At 37.0% G+C, this 15,479-nt stretch carries 12 protein-coding genes; 5 read left to right on the forward strand and 7 right to left on the reverse strand.

The features are described from left to right. Positions 1–55 precede the first annotated feature (55 nt). Positions 56–532: a nucleoside deaminase gene (locus tag U8526_RS04145; RefSeq protein WP_334340704.1), complete on the reverse strand. Its 477-nt coding sequence runs from the start codon at positions 530–532 to the stop codon at positions 56–58. 202 nt (positions 533–734) lie between these two features. On the opposite strand from U8526_RS04145, the gene U8526_RS04150 reads away from it, so the two are divergent. Next, a complete protein-coding gene (locus U8526_RS04150) occupies positions 735–3,206 on the forward strand; it encodes a G1 family glutamic endopeptidase (protein WP_334340705.1) in 2,472 nt (823 codons plus the stop codon). Positions 3,207–3,256: 50 nt separating this feature from the next. Here the strand turns inward: U8526_RS04150 and U8526_RS04155 are convergent, their stop codons facing one another. From U8526_RS04155 to U8526_RS04165, 3 genes are all read right to left on the reverse strand, one after another. Further along, positions 3,257–4,870, reverse strand: coding sequence for a polysaccharide biosynthesis protein (locus tag U8526_RS04155; protein WP_334340706.1), 1,614 nt, complete (start codon positions 4,868–4,870; stop codon positions 3,257–3,259). A 48-nt stretch (positions 4,871–4,918) separates the two neighbouring features. Next, positions 4,919–5,290, reverse strand: coding sequence for a DUF1304 domain-containing protein (locus U8526_RS04160; protein WP_334340707.1), 372 nt, complete (start codon positions 5,288–5,290; stop codon positions 4,919–4,921). A gap of 92 nt (positions 5,291–5,382) precedes the next feature. Continuing rightward, positions 5,383–5,694, reverse strand: a complete 312-nt coding sequence (locus U8526_RS04165) for a nucleoside triphosphate pyrophosphohydrolase (RefSeq protein ID WP_334340708.1) — start codon at positions 5,692–5,694, stop codon at positions 5,383–5,385. Between the two features lie 135 nt (positions 5,695–5,829). Here U8526_RS04165 and U8526_RS04170 point away from each other — a divergent pair, with 135 nt between their 5' ends. The 3 genes from U8526_RS04170 (at position 5,830) to U8526_RS04180 (ending at position 8,271) form a co-directional block, all read left to right on the forward strand. Beyond that, positions 5,830–6,186 (forward strand): hypothetical protein, encoded by a 357-nt coding sequence (locus U8526_RS04170; protein ID WP_334340709.1) that lies wholly within the window; start codon positions 5,830–5,832, stop codon positions 6,184–6,186. Between the two features lie 126 nt (positions 6,187–6,312). After that, positions 6,313–7,791 carry an IMP dehydrogenase gene (gene guaB / locus U8526_RS04175; RefSeq protein ID WP_334340710.1) on the forward strand — a complete coding sequence of 493 codons (1,479 nt, stop codon included), beginning with the start codon at positions 6,313–6,315 and terminating at the stop codon, positions 7,789–7,791. Between the two features lie 165 nt (positions 7,792–7,956). Beyond that, entirely contained in the window at positions 7,957–8,271 is a 315-nt protein-coding gene (locus tag U8526_RS04180) for a DUF898 family protein (RefSeq protein WP_334341134.1), read from the forward strand. Between the two features lie 247 nt (positions 8,272–8,518). Here the strand turns inward: U8526_RS04180 and U8526_RS04185 are convergent, their stop codons facing one another. The 3 genes from U8526_RS04185 to U8526_RS04195 all read right to left on the reverse strand — a co-directional run bounded on the left by U8526_RS04185 (position 8,519) and on the right by U8526_RS04195 (position 11,245). Next, positions 8,519–9,541 (reverse strand): lipoate--protein ligase, encoded by a 1,023-nt coding sequence (locus tag U8526_RS04185; protein WP_334340711.1) that lies wholly within the window; start codon positions 9,539–9,541, stop codon positions 8,519–8,521. Positions 9,542–9,642: 101 nt separating this feature from the next. Continuing rightward, positions 9,643–10,581, reverse strand: a complete 939-nt coding sequence (locus U8526_RS04190; RefSeq protein ID WP_334340712.1) for an AEC family transporter — start codon at positions 10,579–10,581, stop codon at positions 9,643–9,645. 82 nt (positions 10,582–10,663) lie between these two features. After that, positions 10,664–11,245, reverse strand: a complete 582-nt coding sequence (locus U8526_RS04195; protein ID WP_334340713.1) for a TetR/AcrR family transcriptional regulator — start codon at positions 11,243–11,245, stop codon at positions 10,664–10,666. A 167-nt stretch (positions 11,246–11,412) separates the two neighbouring features. Between U8526_RS04195 and U8526_RS04200 the strand changes: the two genes are divergently transcribed. Further along, positions 11,413–14,667 (forward strand): MMPL family transporter, encoded by a 3,255-nt coding sequence (locus U8526_RS04200; protein ID WP_334340714.1) that lies wholly within the window; start codon positions 11,413–11,415, stop codon positions 14,665–14,667. Positions 14,668–15,479 lie beyond the last annotated feature (812 nt).

Genomic DNA, 15,479 nt, shown 5'->3' on the forward strand with positions numbered 1-15,479 from the left:
AATACCTCATAATGATTAGGTTGGCTTCTAATTATTATGAGGTATTTTAAATTAATTAGTAAATAGTATGTGATGAATCCTCTTTAAAATTCTTAAAAGCCTTAATAGTAGTGTCTCGATCGTGTTGTTCAAGGTTTAAAACGTTCTTATCATTTAAACCATCAGATAAAAATTTGTAAATGAAATCGTCTCTAAAGCCTATATTCTTAGCGTCTTCGGCAGTATTACCGTAGTAACAAGTTTTGATATTTGACCAGATGATAGCTCCTAAGCACATTGGACAAGGGTAAGCATTGGTATACAATTCGCAACCTGATAGATCGTGTGTTCCAAGTTTTTGGCAGGCTTTTCTGATAGTTGTAATTTCACCATGGGCTGATGGATCATGATTTGCTAAGACGTGATTGCGTCCTTGAGCAATTATCTCGCCATCTTTAACTATCACAGTACCAAAAGGTCCACCGATTTGTGTTCCTACATTACTTTGTGCTTCTTTAGCTGCTAGTTCCATAAATTTTTTGTCGTATGCCATAAATAGTATCTCCTGATTAATAATATTTTGATACCCGATTAGTATACTTCTAATCATAAATTCATAAAAATAATGATTTTGTGAATATATTCCTGGTTATCAAAAATGTACAAATATTTTTGCCTGCTTTGAGTAATATTCATAGAACGGGTCATTTATAATTAATCATAATAATTATTCTTTATTTAGATAGGTGGAGGATATGAAAACCAAGGGAATACGACAAATAGTATGGACAATATTATTATTTCTGGTGGCGGTTTTTGGTGCGACTTCAATTCAGAATGTGAAGGCCGCTGAAATAAATGATGGGATAGATAACTGGTATGCACCGTCTGGACAAATGACGCAGGTCGGATTATTGCCAATGGGAGATAATTTGGATTTAGGTTATACCTTTGGCTTGGCTCAAAGCTATAATTCCAATACTAGTCAGCTGCCTTACTTCTTAAACGGTGGTGACGATTCAATCGTTAAGGATTCCTATGCATCAGGTAATTCCATTCAATATTCCAAAATGGATGTTTTTTTGAAAAAAGGCGATAAGTACGTCAATGCTCTTTTTCAGAACCGTGCAGGAACTAACGTTGAAACAAACCGTAGTTTGGCCTCGTCTTTATCTCCGGATTTTATGATCGTCCCTTCGGATTCGACGACAACTAAAGTCACAGCGGCTGAATATTCAGTTTTACCATCACAATTTGCCGGAACAGACCCAACTAATCGGTTATCGAATAAAAAGTATTATGTCGGAACTGATGCCAATGGCAATCCAGCCTACAAGATTGTGGGTGACTTAAAACGTAACAGTAAAACTTATGGCGTTTTCGATTTGAAAATTGAATTGTTAATGCGAGCTGATCCTAATAATTCAGCTATCGTGCAAAGAGAAATGTACGTCTATAATTCCAGTTCGACCACGCAGAAATTTACAACAATGTTCGCTGAAGATACAGCGCTAGGGTTGATGGGGAAAACCGATCAATCCTATATTTACGATATGGGTGAAAAACGTGGATTGATCATTACTTCAAGAGCTGATTCGACGGATAAATATACACTTTTGATCACTAATAAAGTTAAAGATGGATTTGACCAATATACCGGTGTGGCAAAGGATTTACTAACTACGCCAACCAATTGGTTGGATGGTTTCAAGAATAGTAAAAATCAAAGTAGTATCGATGGTGCTGGTGCTGAGGAAGCTGGAAATCCTTATGGAACTTCACTTTTCAAGACAAGTGACGGTTCTGCAAGAGTAGTTGATACTGCCTACGCTTTGAAGTGGAATCCTACAACGTTAGCACCAGGAGAAACGGCTCACTTTGTTTCTACAATGGGTGCGATGCCACAGTCAGCTGCTTCACCAGAGGTTTCAAAAACTTATACTAATAAAACTGATTCAACTGGCAAAAATGAAGTCGGTGATCGTTTGAAGTTTACGATGAAAGTAACAAATAATGGTTATGGTTCACAATGGTCTTACGATAAGTTAGTTGATGAAATTCCTGAAGGACTACAAATAGATACATCGACCATTAGAAAATCTCAAAATAATGGTGACTTTACGGAAGTTCCAGCAAGCAGTTATGATGATTCAAGCCGAACACTGACCGTTATGCCAGGTTATTCTTTAAAGGATAACGAATATGCAACGATAACTTTTGAAGCGATTGTTGAAAGTGGGGCTGGAACAACGATTAAGAATACAGCCCAATTCTTTGGAACCGATCAGAAGGTAACTGGAGCCACACAACAAAAATATCAAGCTTCAGTCGACGTGCCAATTGAGAAATTGAATTTTGATTATAAATTTACACGACAAGTGAAAAATGAGAGTAACAATGAAACTGACTACGCGGACCAAACTACTGCAAAAGTGGGAGACATTCTTAGCTATAGAACAAAATTTGAAGTTACTAACAACAGTACTCATTCATTAGCAAGTGCCACCAATTTAATCAGTAATTTACCAGATAGCTTAGGTACGCCATATGATACTTATGTTACAGGGGCCGATGGAAATGGGTATTATCAAAATGGGACTAGTACAGGTTTAGTTAAAGAGGTTAAAGCTGGGGAGTCAGTTACCGTCGAAAATAAAGCCAAAGTTACCTCAGCTGCGGTTGGTAAAATCACAACTAACGCCACTTTAAAAGGTGGAATTTCAGCTAATAAAGATCTAGGTGACCTGATTTCCAACAATGCGGAAGTCTCAATAGAGAACGTTGATGGCATAACCTCCGTACCTAATTTGATAGATTTTGGAACACATAATTTTTCCGGATCTAGCATAGAGACCAATAATGTTAAAACCGATGGCGAATTGATCGTTAACCATCCAACGAATAATCCATTTATGATCTCAGTTTCATACGACAATGATGATCCTGATTCTCGAATGAAAAATAATAACGGAGACACTTTAAGTAATAATTTGGAAAATATTTTATTCTTCCGTCAGAGACAAACAAGCGTCACTGATTCTGGAACGTGGCAACCGATTCTGCCAAACGGAACAAGGATTCAGTCGGCGGACTTCTCAGGCGGTCAAGATAATTTAGACTTATCTGAGTATATTGGTGCCGGATCGTGGAAATTAAAGATGGACAGTGGCACTAAATCAGGAAGTTATAGCGGTACTATAACGTGGCAAATGGTTGATTCAGAATAGAGCAATAAAAAAGGAAAACCGCTAGCGGTTTTCCTTTTTCTATATCATTATTAGTAAATTTCAGTATCACGAATTTCTTTAAGAATCTTGAGTGAACCATCTTTGTAACTGAGGAAGCCATAGACCAAAATACCGAGGATTCCACAAATAGCAATATCAATAATGGCACCAACCTTAGTAGCATCTGAAATGACATAAACAATTAAGAGGTTGGCGACTACCACAACGACTAACATAATAATGCCATCGATGAGAATATGAATCAGTTTCTTACCTAATTCCTTATCAACGATTTGGAATTCTTTGTTGATCAGTCTAAAGGCAAAGTGACTCATAATTACAAAGGCAATGGTTGTCGCAACAACGGGACCATACACGCCTAGAGCTAGTGTTAGAGGCAATTGAAGTACGATTTTTAGTAGGTAAGCAATTGCCAGGTAAATCATCGATTTCTTCATGTGATGAGTAACCTGAAGAATGTTTTCCAAAATCATGAATAAACAATAGAAGAAAGCTTCAAAACAGGATACAATCAAGACTTTGGAACCGAGAATACTTTGATCATAGAAGACGAAAGCAGTCCAGAGTTGACGACTGATAGCCATTACTCCAAATGTAGCTGGAAGAATGATGAAGACAGTGAATTGAACGATTTTACGCATGAAGTTTTGAATATATTCATTGGAAACTTTCTTGCTGACCATGGCCGACAGAGCTGGAATAACTGAAGCAGATACGGAGATGGCAAGGGAAACAAGGACCATGATGATCTTGTTAGCCTGGAAGCCAAACATCGCATAGAGATTGTCGATTGTTTTTTCACTGGCGTGAAGAATCAATTGATAGATCCATGTGAAAGTAGTTTGATCGAATAATTGTAGGACGGTCATGATGGTATCGACTAGTAGGAAAGGAATAGCCGAACGCAACATGGAACCGAAATTGATGTCGATCTTTTCGTCAGTTGGCAAATCATCCTTAGTCTTGAGGTCATCGATCGTAACAGAACGTCTAACTTTGATACGTATCCAGAGTAAGAAGATGTAAGCTAATGTGGCACCGATAAATGAGGCTAGGGTTGATTGATTGACAGCTGATACGTAATTACCCTTTTGCAAAATCATGATTGTGTATGTCGCATAAAGCATGTAAGCAACACGAGCAATCTGTTCGATAACTTGTGAAAAGGCTGAGTAAGAAATAAAAGCATATCCTTGAATATAGCCTCTTAAGATACCTAGAGCGGGAATAATCAACATTGCGATACTCAAGTATTTAATTGGCGTTACAACACGCATATCGCCCGCAGCTAAGACAATGGCAACATACTTGGCACCAAAGAACATAACGGCAGCACAGACAGCACCGACTAAAGTCATATAAATACTGTATTTTTTGAAGAGTTTCTCACTTTGATCAAAACGTCCTAAGGCATTGTGAGCGGCAACTTCTTTAGAAATAGCCGATGGAATTCCGGCTGTAGCAATAATCAAAAAGAGGTTGTATATGTTGTATACTTTCCCGTACATGGCATTGGCCGCATTAACAGCTAGAGGACCAATCCAGATATTCCAAGGAATGATATAAACAACCGCTAAAATACGAGAAATAATTCCACTAATGGAAATCCACAGGGAACTTTTTAGTAGTGAATCTTTTTTCATTTTTTTATCCATTCTTTATAAAATTACTTATATTATAGAAGCTTTTGATTAGCGGTAAAAGAAGAGTACGAAAATCAAAGCTATGAAAGCAGGCAATCCCTGTAGAAAAATAATCTTTCTAGTAGCGGTCATGGCACCATAAACGGCAACAATAATGACATAAAGCATTAATAAAATCATGATGATTTTCAAAGTAGTTCCAGTAAAGAAAAGAATCATTGCTAGAATTAGAACACCTAACAGGCCGTTGTAAATTCCCTGGTTGGCCAAGGCAGTTTGAGCGTGTTTGTCTTTGACAAAGTCTAAAGGCATGTCGAAAGCCTTAGCTTGTTGATCAGGTTTACCAAACATTTCTAGACCAGCAATACCGATGTGCTCTAAGGCAACTAGTGCGACTAAGAATAAAGTTAAGATTTGCATTTTAATCTTCTTTCTATATTAAAAAGTATAAGTATAATATTAGCTTGTTTTAAAATATCATACAATGGAAACAAAAAAGAAGAACCATAATCTTATGATTCTTCGTTAGTATTTATCATAGCAAACTTTTCAATAAATTTACCTTTTTGATTAATTTTAGCATGTCTAAGACTATCCATTTCTTCATAAGTAATGGAAGCATCATCAAGGATCGCACGAATAACTTCTTCCAAGTCCCCTAATTCTTCGACTAAGTTGGCGCGAGTGGTAGCGGCCTTTACTTCGGTAGCTTCTTCTACTACTTTGTCACGTAAAGAGAGACGGTAATCGTCATTTGAAAGTACTTCAAATTTAGAATCGTCATTGATAATAGTGGGTATTTTATCCCGAACCAATTTTCTCATAATATGAATTCCCCCTAAAACGTTGTGTAAAAGAATCTTACCACAGAAAGTAAATAGAAGCTGGGAATTTGATAACAATAATCTCGCCATGATATTATTTAAATAATTAAAATAAATATAAAAGTGTTGATTATTATGAGTATTTCCGGCGTAGAAATAACAGAAATATTTGGTGGTCTGTTATTACTAGTAATGATAATTATAATTATTTTGCTAGTAGGTAATGACCTAATCAGAAAGAGGATGGAGTTTGCTTGTCAGGATGCTTTGGTACATCATGAGGTAATTGATAATATAGCAGTAGACGAGAAAACCTCTTCTTATTTGAGGAGAAATAATAATCATGAACTACATCGACTAAATGAATATATTTCTAAACAAAACGGCGTTATAAAGTATAAGCTGTATTTGAAGAAACGTCGATTTGATTTTTATTTAAAAAAACAAAATTTATGGAATTATAAAGTTATTGCAATAAAAATGTATGAATGAGACTACCGTTATGACGATGGTCTCTTTTTATTTCACAAACATTGATTGACTATCAGAGAAAAATCAGATAACATGTTTATAAATTTTACCTATATTTAGGCAAAACAAATAATTAGGAGGAAGATCATGTCGGCATGGGATACAAAATTTGATAAAAAAGGATTCACTTTTGATGACGTTTTATTAATACCAGCAGAGAGTCATGTTTTACCAAATGAAGTAGATTTATCAGTTCAACTAGCCAAGAATATCAAGTTAAACACACCAATTTTGAGTGCAAGTATGGATACAGTTACTGAAGCACCAATGGCCATTGCGATGTCTCGTCAAGGTGGCTTGGGTGTCATTCATAAAAATATGAGTGTTGAGCAACAAGCTGATGAGGTATCAAAAGTTAAGCGTTCCGAAAATGGCGTTATTATTGACCCTATTTACTTAACTGCAGATGACAAAGTTAGTGAAGCAGAAAAATTGATGAGTACTTACCGCATAAGTGGTGTTCCCATTGTAACTAATACAACTGATTTGAAGTTGGTTGGTATTATTACTAATAGAGATTTGCGTTTCATCACTGATTTCTCAGTTAAAATCGGTACAGTAATGACAAGTGAAGAGCTAATTACTGCACCAGTTGGAACATCTATTAAAGAAGCAGAACAAATTCTCCAAGAACATAAGATCGAAAAGTTACCTTTGATTGATAAAGACGGTCGTTTAGGTGGCCTAGTTACAATTAAAGATATTGAAAAAGTTAAAGAATTCCCTAATGCCGCAAAAGATCAATATGGACGTTTATTAGTAGCCGCTGCTGTTGGTGTTACTAGTGATACTTTTGAACGTGCTGAAGCCTTACTTAAAGCTGGTGCCGATGCTATTATCATTGATACAGCTCATGGTCATTCAGCTGGTGTTCTAAGAAAGATTTCTGAAATCAGAGCTAAGTTCCCAGAAGCAACTCTAATTGCAGGTAATGTCGCTACTGCTGAAGGTACAAGAGCACTTTACGATGCTGGGGTAGATGTTGTTAAAGTTGGTATCGGACCTGGCTCAATTTGTACAACTAGAATCGTTGCCGGTGTCGGTGTACCTCAATTGACAGCCGTATATGACGCAGCTAGTGTTGCTCACGAATATGGTAAGACAATTATTGCTGATGGTGGTATCAAGTATTCAGGTGATATTGTTAAAGCTCTAGCAGGTGGTGGTAACGCCGTTATGCTTGGTTCAATGTTAGCTGGTACTGATGAAGCACCTGGTGAATTCGAAATTTATCAAGGTCGTCGTTTCAAGACTTACCGTGGAATGGGTAGTTTAGCTGCCATGTCACATGGTTCATCAGATCGTTACTTCCAAAGTGGCGTTAATGAAGCTAATAAATTGGTTCCTGAAGGTATCGAAGGACGTGTCGCAGACAAGGGTGCTGTTGGCGATGTAATTTATCAACTACTTGGTGGTTTACGTTCAGGTATGGGTTACGTTGGTGCTCATAATTTGAAAGAGTTACAAGATGCTCAATTCGTTCAAATTTCTAACGCTGGACTAAGAGAATCACATCCACATGATGTAACAATCACAAAAGAAGCACCTAATTATTCAGTTAAATAATTAGATAAAAAATAAGAATGGCCTCTATTAAAGGATTCAACATATTTTGAATACTTAATGGAGGTCTTTTTTTTGATTTAAGGTTTAAAATTTCTATTAAGGGTAGATTTTTTTATAGGAGGGGAAAAGATGAATAATCAAATGGGGCAATCTAGATCAGAAAACATGAAATTTGGCAGATACTCATATTTTGACGGGGGACTTTTTGAGTTAATTTTACTGAGTATAGGTGGATTTATTATGACTGTTTTTACAATCGGAATCCTTTATCCATGGGCACTATGTTTGGTTTACGGGTGGAAAATCAATCATACGGTAATTGAAGGTCATCGGATGCACTTTGATGGAACGGGCCTAGAACTATTTGGCAACTGGATCAAGTGGTTCTTATTATCGATCATTACGATTGGTATTTATTCCTTTTGGGTCAACATTAAATTGGAAGATTGGAAAGCTAAACATACAACTTTTGTAAATTAATCGTTATAACGATAAAAAGGCTAGTGTAGCAGCCATTATAGCTGTTGTACTAGTCTTTTTTTAAACTATGGGTCTATGTAATATAGTGGAAACGAGCTCCACAGGCCTGCTCTGCTTTCTAATAAAAACGAGCTACGTAGGGGCAACCTCCTGTGGTTTGCTACAGAACTGAAATTGTCCGTAAAGTACGCGTACAATTTCAGTTCTTAGGCAAATCCTCGGAGGCTGACCGCCTCTGCTCCGCTCTCTATGATAATAGCAAGTCGGCTAATGTTTCTGGTTCGATTTTACCTAAGTTAGCTGCCAAATCAACTTTTCCAAGTGCGGTTGTTAGGCTATCTTTAGTGAAGTCAGTACCTAGAAGAGCTTTTTCAATTAAGCTGATATCTCCACCTGTAATGAAGTCACCATAAATTTTAATGTTGGAAATTTTGTTATCTTTTAGTGAGAAGTTAAATGCGACGGTTCCAATGTCGTAATGTTTAGAAACATAGTTAGTGAAACCGGGATTCTTACCGTAATTCCAAGCATCTGTATCGTATTTGTCCTTTAGACGGGAATCGATGATGTCCCAATCATGATCATTCAAAGTATATGTCTCAATATCGGAAAGTTTGTCGACGTGGTAGATTCGTTTCAATAACTCTTCCTTAAATTGATTAGCATCCATACTTCTGAAGGGTTCATCGAGATATGGTTTGATGTTAGTGATTCGCTTGTTAACTGATTTAACACCTTTGGATTCAAGTTTATCTTGTTCAGGTGTTAGGACTTCGCTGGCAGTGTCCATGTCCAAATCAAACATCAAAGTACCACCGGCAGCGTAGGAGTCACCGACTTTAAACATTGTCATACCAGAGAATTTCTTGCCATCGACAACGATATCGTTACGGCCACGCATTTCAACTCCAGTAGCTCCCATATCGTGAAGGGCGTCGATGATTGGTTGAGCAAAATAAGCATAATCTCCAAAATGTTCGTCGTCACCGATAATAATATTTTCGAAAATTAGATTTCCATAATCGTGGTAAACAGCACCGCCACCTGAAGTTCTGCGGACTAGTTGAATCTTATTTTTCTCTAGGTAAGGGAAGTTGACCTCGGCGTAGGCATTTTGATGAACACCAACGATAACTGATGGATTATTGATATAAAGAATCAAACCGTGACCTGGCAAACGTAGATCATTTACTAGATAGTTATCCAAAGATTGATTCACTATGGCATTATAGACGGGTTTTCCATTTTTAGACGTATCGATAAAGAACATATACTTCACTCCTTCTTATTTGACTAACTTTATTGTAAGCCCTTTCGAAGAATGAAGATATAAAATTTCACAAAAAAAGCTCACCAACTAAATGGCAAGCTTTATTTGATTAAAACCATAATGATAGGCACAACGATCAAACTCAATAATGTAGTCTCAGTAACCATAATGGCCGCATAATTGGAGTCAGCATGGTAAAGCTTTGCTACAACTGGGGCGTTGGTCATAACGGGCATAGCTGCTTGAACGATGAAGACTTGTCTCATTAAAGGAGTGGCTGGAATAAATAGGAAGAGTGCAGCCATTAATAGAGGGGCGCACAAGAACCTTCCAAAAAGAATAGCCAAGTTATCTTTGTGAAATGAGATATTCTTCAGGCCGGCGTTATAGATAGAAATACCGATAAAAATCATGGATAACGGAATAGTCAAATTACCCAAATATTCAAAGTCTGACATCAAAAACTTAGGCAGTTGAATATGGAGCATGACTAAAATCAAACCGATAATAAATCCCATCAATGGTGGTGAAAAAATCTTCTTAAGGGTGGTCTTTAATTTGAATTTACCCTTGATCTCGCCATCCATCTGAATTAAGTAGGTACCTAGGGTCCAGAAAAAAGTCGTATTAGCCATGTAATAAACCAGTACGTATGGCAAACTTTTTTCACCGAATAAGGCCATATTTACCGGTAGACCGACAAAGACAGTGTTGGAATTGAAAAACATTGATGAAAATAGGCCTTTATGCTTAGGATCAATTTTCAAAATTTTGATTAAAATAATAGAAATAAAAATTAAAATGGTCATCGACAAAACAGGAATTGCCAAGTCGGGCAACAGTTTAACCAATTTTTCAGCCGTAAAATCCTTAGTGATAGTTGAAATCATATAGGTTGGTAAAGCAACCTGTGTGACCAATTTTGCAATCAAACGCGTTGAGTTTTCTGAAAACCAACCGAGATGAGATAGACCGTAACCAACAGCAATGAGACCAATGATGATTAAAATTCCTTGAATACTTGAGAAGAATACACTCATAGAAAACACCCTTCAATAATAAATATACTTTCTATACTACTCTTTTTTGAAAGTATCGGTAGATTTGGTGAAAAAACTAATCTTATTGCAAATGAATTGGTCCAGAGAGCAATTCGGTCAAGTAAGTTTCGGCTTCATCTAAGGTGACTTTATGTTGACCTAGATAGATCCAACGCAAAATTTCGATAATGGTTGTACTACAATGTTGTGCCACTAACTCTGATGGAGTGTGGGTATTTTGAGCATCAACATTTTTTTTAACAGAGGCGTAAATGACATCTGTAAAATGACGAACAAAGTGATTAACCAAGGGACTATCGATTGGATTGTTCTCGATGATACTTAATAGTAGAGATTGTTGATCTTTGAATAATTTATAGATCTGAGCAAAAGTTTCTTTGATGGTTAATTTACCCTTTTGGGTATCACTGACATCGAGGTGAGTGTCTTGCCCCAATTTGAACCAACAGAAGTTCAAGAGATCAAATTTATCATCAAAGTAGTTGTAAAAAGTGGCACGTGGGTAATCGGCTTTTTGGCAGAGCCCATTTACTGTAATTTTGTCAAAGGGTTTCTGTGCTAAGGAATCGAACATGGCGGTTGCAAATGCCCGTTGGGTACGTTCGATACCACGTGATTGTTTAACATTTGGATCATATTTCAAAATGTAAGCGCCTCAATTCTGGACAATTTTCATAAAGTGTCAAAGTTTAGACAAAACGACAATAGTTGTCTCTTGCCCAAATTCGTAATTAACCTTATCATTACATTTGTATTTTTACAACTGTCCAAGTATGGATAACTGAATTTGATTAAGGGAATGTGATTTTTATGAAAGATTTTCGTCGTAAACAGTGGCCAGCACTGATAACATGGCTGGTTGTAATCTTGATTGCAATCGTCGCTATGCCTAATGTATCAGAGTTAGTCAGAGAAAATGGTGGGATAAAGCTACCCAACACAGTGGAGAGTGAAGTAGCTAATAAGATTCAGAAAAAAGCGAATAACAATAAATCGGTTCGTACATATACGGCTGTTTTTAGTAATGGAAATCAAGAGCTTTCTTCCAATCAAACCAGAAAAATTAAAGATATTTTAGCTGATTTAGAGGATGAATCAGGTTTAAGTATCACAAATGTTATGGGACCAACTGATAATGCTGAAACAAAGAAGCAGTTGGTTTCTAAGGATAAGACAACTCAATTAGCTCAAATTACGGTTAAAGCTAATGGAACTGTCAAACATCAGGTAAAGGAGCTTAATAGTCAATTAAAGACATCTGGTATTAATACCTATGTCACAGGTAGTGATGCTTTAAATGATGACTTCTCAACCGTTACTGAAAAAGGTATCCAGAAGACCGAAGTTATTGCGGTAATCTTCATCTTTATCGTTTTGATTTTAGTTTTCAAATCACCAATCGTACCAATTATTTCCTTATTAAACGTTGGTGTGGCCTTTGTAACCAGTTTGAGTGTTGTTATGAATCTAGCTCAACATGCTGGATTCCCAATCTCTAACTTTACCCAAGTCTTCTTAGTTGTTGTCTTGTTTGGTATTGGTACTGATTACAATATTTTACTTTACGATTACTTCAAGGGAGCGTTGGCTGATGGACTAGATCCGGTTGATGCGATGAGGTCAACTCGTAAACACGGTGGTCGTACAGTTCTTTATTCAGGAATTTCAGTTCTAATTGGATTCTCTGTTTTATGGCTTGCTAAGTTCTCGTTCTATCAAAGTGCTTCAGCCGTTGCCATTGGTGTTCTTGTCCTATTGCCAGTTCTATTGACTTTGAACATGTTCTTCATGGCCGTACTTGGTCCAAAACTATTCTGGCCAAGCAAGATTTCAAATGGTAGCAGTTCAAGTCGTTTATGGCATGGATTGTCTAAGACCGCTTTAGCACAACCAGCTATTGTCTTAGGTGTAATTGCTATTTTAGCTATTCCATTCGTTATGACGATGAATGCTGATTTGAACTTTAACAATGCCGATGAATTACCAAGTAGCTATAAGTCAAAAGCAGGTTACGAAATAATTCAAAAGCACTTCTCTAAAGGTATGACAGCCCCAATCACAATTTATATTCAAAGCGATAAGAAATTGAATACTCAAGCAAAATTAGCTGCTGTCGATCAATTGACACAATATCTTCAAAAAGAAGATGGCGTTAAGACAGTTGCTTCTGTAACTGAACCTGGTGGTAGTAAGATTGGATCAATGTACTTAAAGGATCAATTAAAGACCATCACTAAAGGTTTGGATTCATCCAAGAAAGGTTTAAATACAATTAAATCTGGTTTGGATAGTGCCAATACTCAATTAAGTAATGCCAATATCAGTGGTAGCATGAGTCAAGTTCAACAATTGGCTGATGGTACTCAAGAATTACAATCTGGTACACAACAATTGCAATCCGGTATTAGTAACTATACTGCTGGTGTTTCAAGCGCTAATTCAGGAGCCCAACAATTAGCTTCAGGTAGTAGCCAAGCCGCTAGTGGTGCTAATACTTTGGCTTCAAGTACACAAACTTTGGCAAGTGGTGCTAGTCAAGTTGCTAGTGGATCAAATCAATTAGCATCTAGTGTCAGCGGTGCAGCTGCTAGTTTGCCTACATTAACAGGTCAAGTTCAACAATTGAGTCAAGGTAGCAATACTTTAGCTACTGAAATGAATCAATTGACAGCAACTGTTAATCAATTAAGACCATTACTTGTTCAATTACAAAGTAGTGGTGCATTGAATCAAGCAACTGGCGGTCAACTAAATGCCAGTCAAATTGCTACATTAGTAAGCAGTATTAATCAATTAAATAGTGGTGCCGGTACTTTGAATAGTGGCATCAATCAATTTACAGGTTCACTTCCAGGCTTAACAAGCCAAGTTAGTCAATTAACTAGTGGTACACAAACTCTAGCTAGTGGCGCTAACCAAGTTGCTAGTGGTGCCGGTCAATTGTCATCAGGTGCTAATAGTCTTGCCAGTGCTAATTCACAAATTGCCAGTGGTGCAAGTACTTTAGCTAATGGTACTAACACCTTGAATTCATCTAGTTCAACTTTGAATAGTGGTGCAAGTTCTGTTGCTTCTGCTAGTCAACAAGTTAATGCTGGTGTACAAACATTGAATACTAAGTTACAATCAATGTCTTCACAAGTTGAACAGTTGCAACAAGGATTAGGTAGTGCTTCTGACGGTCTAACAACGTTAGCCGACGGTAGTGATACGATGAATCAATACTTGACTGAATTACGTAAGTCATATATCGGTGACGATTTCTATCTACCTAAGGCAACCATTAAATCTAAGGCCTTCAAACCAGCTTTGGATACATACATGGCTGATCATCATAAGATCACAACCTTAACTGTTGTCTTGAAAGGTGATCCAAATTCAACTAAAGCTAATACACAATTCAAACGTATGCAAAAAGATTTGAAGTCTCAAGTTAAACATGGTGCTTTAGCCGGAACTAAGGTTGCTATCGGTGGTCAAACATCACAAGATAACGACTTGAGAACTCTTGCTAATGGTGACTTTAAACGTACAGCTATCATTATGTTGATCGGTATTGGACTTGCTTTGATCGTTGTTATTAAATCAATCTTGCAACCAATGATGATCATCGGTACATTGCTAACTGCATATGCCGTTTCAATGAGTTTGACAAGAATGATTTCAGCAACCTTCTTAGGCAGACCATTATTGAGTTGGAATACACCATTCTTCACATTCATTATGTTGATGGCGTTAGGTGTTGATTACAGTATCTTCCTAATGATTCGTTACAGGGATGATCATGATGATGCCAACTTGAAGAGTCAGATGTTAAGAGCTGCTACAGCAATCGGTGCGGTTGTTATCAGTGCTGCTATTATTTTGAGTGGTACCTTTGCCGCTTTGATTCCTAGTGGTGTTACAACCTTGATCCAAGTTGCACTAGGTGTAATTATTGGATTAGTTGTATTAGTCTTCATCTTACCAATGACTATGTCCAGTTTGATCAGTTTGGCCGAATGGCATGAAATGAGCGAACATGGTGATCTTAAGAAAAAGAAAGCTTCAAAAGAAACTAAATAGTTAAAAAATTTGATCCAGTGACTCGAAATTGAGTTGCTGGATTTTTTGTTTGGGGTTTTTATGGAAATAACCATGGTTCTATGTTGAATAGTGGGAGCTTGCCGTCCTCCACAAAACTTGGGAATGCTGTTGGAACGCTATGGGCGCGATTTGAAACTAATTATTTTACACTTCGTGCAAAATAATGGATTTCCAAAGTCGGCCTCATTGTAAGTGGCACAGCCACTAACAATGACTTCATAGCTGAACGCATTCCCAAGTTTTGTTCCGGACTAAATAGAATTTTGATTGCTTAGTTCGAGAAAATGAAAGATAGCGAATTACTAAGGTAAGTTTCATAAGTGAGACAATTTTCCCGTTGCTCTGGACCGGTTTATTGTTCTGATTTTTTATGTTTTAAATCATTAGATAGTGGACTGTATCTATTGAGAGTGTCGAGTACTAGCTTGTTTACTAATAATGTACGCTGATAAAACGGTGGTCATGCTATCTATTTTGCCAGATGATATTGAATTCAGAATTTATCTCTAATCTTTGATTTGAAGTATGGTGAATTAAAAATTAATTCTAAATAAGAAAGTAGAAGTACTCTTTAGTCCGGAGTAAAAATTGGGAATGCGTTCAGCCATGAGATTATTGTTATCGGCTATGCCGATTACAATAAGACCGGACTTGGAGCTAATAATTTCGTGCGAAGTACGAAATTATTAGCTCCAAGCCGTGTCCATAGCGTTCCAATGCATTCCCAATTTTTGCGGAGGACGGCAATTTAAGAACTTTAAACTCTATCTAAAATCCTTGTGAAAATGTTT

This window comes from Companilactobacillus sp. HBUAS56275, assembly GCF_036913655.1.
Lineage (GTDB): Bacteria > Bacillota > Bacilli > Lactobacillales > Lactobacillaceae > Companilactobacillus > Companilactobacillus pullicola.